General features: G+C 47.1%; 6 protein-coding genes and 1 pseudogene. All 7 read right to left on the bottom strand.

All coding sequences use genetic code 11. The annotated features are described in order from the left end of the window. Positions 1 to 72, bottom strand: a 72-nt coding sequence (locus tag ACJHXA_RS23560) for an IS1 family transposase (RefSeq protein WP_001568368.1), incomplete at its 3' end; no start/stop codon positions are given. Positions 73 to 122: 50 nt separating this feature from the next. Beyond that, complete coding sequence (locus ACJHXA_RS23555) at positions 123 to 458, bottom strand: mobilome CxxCx(11)CxxC protein (RefSeq protein WP_000343070.1); 336 nt, start codon at positions 456 to 458, stop codon at positions 123 to 125. Between the two features lie 68 nt (positions 459 to 526). Beyond that, entirely contained in the window at positions 527 to 874 is a 348-nt protein-coding gene (locus ACJHXA_RS23550) for a hypothetical protein (RefSeq protein WP_001350917.1), read from the bottom strand. After that, positions 871 to 1040: pseudogene (locus ACJHXA_RS23545) on the bottom strand (hypothetical protein); the annotation flags it as partial. The pseudogene ACJHXA_RS23545 and the gene ACJHXA_RS23550, both read right to left, overlap by 4 nt. Before the next feature lie 593 nt (positions 1041 to 1633). After that, complete coding sequence (locus tag ACJHXA_RS23540; protein ID WP_000817028.1) at positions 1634 to 2605, bottom strand: ParB/RepB/Spo0J family plasmid partition protein; 972 nt, start codon at positions 2603 to 2605, stop codon at positions 1634 to 1636. Next, positions 2605 to 3771, bottom strand: a complete 1167-nt coding sequence (sopA, locus tag ACJHXA_RS23535; protein ID WP_001238646.1) for a plasmid-partitioning protein SopA — start codon at positions 3769 to 3771, stop codon at positions 2605 to 2607. Before sopA ends, ACJHXA_RS23540 begins: the two co-directional genes overlap by 1 nt. Positions 3772 to 4070: 299 nt before the next feature. Beyond that, positions 4071 to 4180 (bottom strand): IS1 family transposase (locus tag ACJHXA_RS23530; RefSeq protein WP_019725171.1); only part of this gene is annotated, 110 nt, incomplete at its 5' end.

The following is a 4180-nucleotide window of genomic DNA, read 5'->3' as shown; positions in this document are numbered from 1 at the left end:
GGTGCTTTTGCCGTTACGCACCACTCCGTCAGTAGCTGAACAGGAGGGACAGCTGATAGAAACAGAAGCCACTGGAGCACCTCAAAAACACCATCATACACTAAATCAGTAAGTTGGCAGCATCACCCAGCTAGGTTATAAATGGCTGTATTTTCCTTAACGGAAGCCATGCAATCACTATATGAGCGATCCCATCCGGAAACCAAAGACCACAGCGAGAACCCCAATTGCATGATACTTGCCACACCGGCAATTGTGATGCAAAGCGGCAGAAATGGAGCTTCAAGTCCGAATGATAAAACTGCACAACCTATCATCAGTGGAACAAAGACCCCAAGGAAGGTGACAACCTTACGCTTCCAGTCTAAGGATCTCATACGCCTATCAAAAATTCGAGACGTACCATATGAAATAAATTCTATGTGTGCCACTTCAGCACGAGTTTTCTCTTCATCCATAATCAATAAAACTTGTTATCCGGTGTTTTAATCTTTAATAAGACTGACCCTGCTCATATTATTTAGAATCATTTAAAATGTCGATGCCCGACACGAGAGATATCTCGCTCAAAACAGCCTGTCAGCGTAGTATCGAAGCGAGTCAGTTTTTTGCTTGAGATGGGCGATTCCATAATATTATCCCGTACTTTTTTCAGATAACCGCCTCCCATTAAGACAGTTGCTTGCATCAACGCCAGCCCGGCTAAGATGGAGGCACGGCACAGCCCGCACACGACTCGACGTCCACATAACTGAACCCCCACAAGGCCATGCTCCGCATGGCCGGGTAAAGCGGAGCCGGCGGCGACTTCCTTTGTGCTCTGTCCGGGGACCGGCAGGAAAAAGGCGGGGATTTTCCCCGCCATCGTCATCATTTCCGGATTTTTGCCAGGGCATCCGCCATGCTGCGGATTTCATCCCGTGCCTCCAAGAAAACTCCCGCAGAATATAGCGGTCAAACAAGCGGCGGGGCGGTTCACCCGGTATACGCAGCACATCACAGACCAAGCCACTGGCCAAGATATGTTCCACACACTCACTGGCAGGCATTAATGGAATCGTAGTCTCACGCTGATAATCAGATCGACAATACAAGTGAGACCGTGGTCCCAGACTGATTAGCAGACCAACAATACGAGTGGGACCGCGGTCCCAGACTGATTATCAGACTAACAATATGAGTGGGACCGTGGTCCCAGACCGATAATCAGACCAACAATATGAGTGGGACCGTGGTCCCAGACTGATTAGCAGACCGACAATATGAGTGGGACCGTGGTCCCAGACTGATTAGCAGACCGACAATATGAGTGGGACCGTGGTCCCAGACTGATTAGCAGACCAACAATACGAGTGGGACCGCGGTCCCAGACTGATTAGCAGACTAACAATATGAGTGGGCCCGTGGTCCCAGACCGATAATCAGACCGACAATATGAGTGGGACCGTGGTCCCAGACTGATTATCAGACCGACAATATGAGTGGGACCGTGGTCCCAGACTGATTATCAGACCGACAATACAACTGGGACCGTGGTCCCAGATATAATATTCAGGCCAGTTAGTTATGTTTTCTAGCCTGTGCTAAAGGAAATTAAGTAAAGACAGATAAATGTAGACTAAAACGTGCCGCATCAAAGTGCCGCTTTTTCAAGTTCCTTAAGAATGGCTTCAATTCTCTCTATACACTCAGTTGGAATACGAGATCTATCTAGGTTTAACACCATTTTATCGCCCTTGTACAACACTGTCGCTCCAGGAGCAAACTGATGTCGTGAGCTTAAGCTAGTTCTTGAGGCAGATGACGTTTTAAGCACAGACGTTAAAAGAGTGATGACTTCTTCAGCTTCAAATATCACTCCTGCTTTTTTCTGCTCGTGAAGGTTAGATGCCTGCTGCTTAAGTAATTCTTCTTTATCTGTAAAAGCTCTTTGAAGTGCATCACCTGACCGGGCAGATAGTTCACCGGGATGAGAAAAAAGAGCAACAACTGATTTAGGCAGTTTAGCTGTGTTGATACAGCGGGTAATAATCTTACGTGAAATATTTTCTGCATCAGCCAGCGCAGAAATATTTCCAGCAAATTCATTCTGCAATCGGCTTGCATAACGCTGACCACGTTCATAAGCACTTGTTGGCCTATAATCGTTACCCAATCTGGACAATGCAGCCATCTGCTCATCATCCAGCTCACCAACCAGAACTCGATAATCACTTTCTGTAAGTGCAGCAGCTTTACGACGGCGGCTCCCATCGGCAATTTCTATGACCCCAGACACTCTTCGACCGAATGCTGGTGTCTGCTGACCTGTCAGTAGAAAAGAAGGGATAAGATCATCCAGGGCGTCTTCGGTAAGCAGTTCCTGGTCACGTTCATTACCTGACCATACCCGAGAGGTCTTCTCAACACTATCTCCCCGGAGCACCTCAAGGGTAAATTTCACGTCCCTACCACATACAGGCAAAGTAATAGCATTGCCACGAGCCATAGCTCCTACGCGCGCAATTAACGAATCCACCATCGGTGCAGCTGGTGCCGATGACGGAGTATCTTCAAGCGGTTGAGTCTTAATCGTATGTTTTGGAATGACAGGCGCACGCTTCATTATCTAATCTCCCAGCGTGGTTTAATCAAACGATCGAAAATTTCATTGCAGACAGGTTCCCAAATAGAAAGGGCATTTCTCCAGGCACCTGTTGAAGAGCGTTGATCAATAGCCTGTTCAAAAACAGTTCTCATCCGGATCTGACCTTTACCAACTTCATCCGTTTCACGCACAACATTTTTTAGGACCATGCTTCCCCAGGCGTCCCGAATTTGCTCCTCCATCCACGGGGACTGAGAACCATTACTATTACTGTATTTGGTAAGCAAAATACGTACATCAGGCTCGAATCCTTTAAGATCTACGTTTTTGAGCAGATCACGAAGCATATCGAAAAACTGCAGAGCGGAAGTGTAGTCGAACAACTCAGCAGGCGTGGGGACAATCAACACATCAGCAGCACATACAACATTAATCGTGCCGATACCTAGGTTAGGCGCGCTGTCAATGACAATGACATCATAGTCATGAGCGACGGTTTCAATGGCCAGTCGGAGCATCAGGTGTGGATCGGTGGGCAATTTACCTTCATCAAATTTGCCCATTAGCTCAGTTTCAATGCGGTGCAGAGCCAAACAGGAAGGAATAATGTCAAGCCCAGGCCAGCAAGTAGGCTTTATTGCATAAGTGACATCGTCCTTTTCCCCAAGATAGAAGGGAAGGAGAGTATCCTCTGCATGAATATGAAGATCTGGCACCCAGCCGTGATACATCGATGCTGTTCCCTGGGGGTCGTTACCTTCCACGAGCAGAACACGTAATCCCTTCAGAGCCAGATCCTGAGCAAGATGAACAGAAACAGAGGTTTTGTAAACGCCCCCTTTATGAGCAGCAACTCCAATCACCGGCGGAAATACGTCTTCAGCACGTCGTAGTCTCGTACCAAACACGTCACGCATATGATTAATTTGTTCAATTGTATAACCAACACGTTGCTCAACCCGTCCTCGTATTTCCATATCCGGGTGCGGTAGCCGGCCTGCTTTCTCGGCATCCCTGATAGCCTGAGAAGATACTCCAACTAAATCCGCTGCTTCACCTATTCTCCAGCGTCGGGTGATTTTCCTCGCTTCCGGGCTGTCATCATTAAACTGTGCAATGGCGATAGCCTTCGTCATTTCATGACCAGCGTTTATGCACTGGTTAAGTGTTTCCATGAGTCTCATTCTGAACATCCTTTAATCATTGCTTTGCATATTTTCATTTAATCTTGCATTTTATTGCAAAGCAACAACAAAATTGCAAAGTAGTCAAAAAACCGCAAAGTTGTTTAAAATGAGAGCAACACATCAAAAAAGGAAACAGGAAGAGCACATACCTCAGTCAATAATTATCACTAGTACTCGTAGCCGTCGTGTAACCGAGCGTAGCGAGCTAACTGGCGAGGACGCGCGCTAACTGTTCACACTCAGTATCCCTAGCACCAAAATAACTATCTGATGGTCAAGGCGGTAATGACTCCAACTTATTGATAGTGTTTTATGTTCAGATAATGCCCGATGACTTTGTCATGCAGCTCCACCGATTTTGAGAACGACAGCGACTTCCGTCCCAGCCGTGCCAGGTGCTGCCTCA

The organism is Escherichia sp. WS33, from assembly GCF_046486385.1.
Taxonomy (GTDB): domain Bacteria; phylum Pseudomonadota; class Gammaproteobacteria; order Enterobacterales; family Enterobacteriaceae; genus ECMA0423.
Note: the sequence above shows the minus strand (reverse complement) of the source record. Positions and strands in the feature narration are given on the sequence as shown.

Coding starts and splice junctions, on each gene's coding strand:
- sopA (WP_001238646.1), bottom strand. CDS start 3,771: ATGAGACTCATGGAAACACTTAACCAGTGCATAAACGCTGGTCATGAA.
- ACJHXA_RS23550 (WP_001350917.1), bottom strand. CDS start 874: ATGATGACGATGGCGGGGAAAATCCCCGCCTTTTTCCTGCCGGTCCCC.
- ACJHXA_RS23555 (WP_000343070.1), bottom strand. CDS start 458: ATGGATGAAGAGAAAACTCGTGCTGAAGTGGCACACATAGAATTTATT.
- ACJHXA_RS23540 (WP_000817028.1), bottom strand. CDS start 2,605: ATGAAGCGTGCGCCTGTCATTCCAAAACATACGATTAAGACTCAACCG.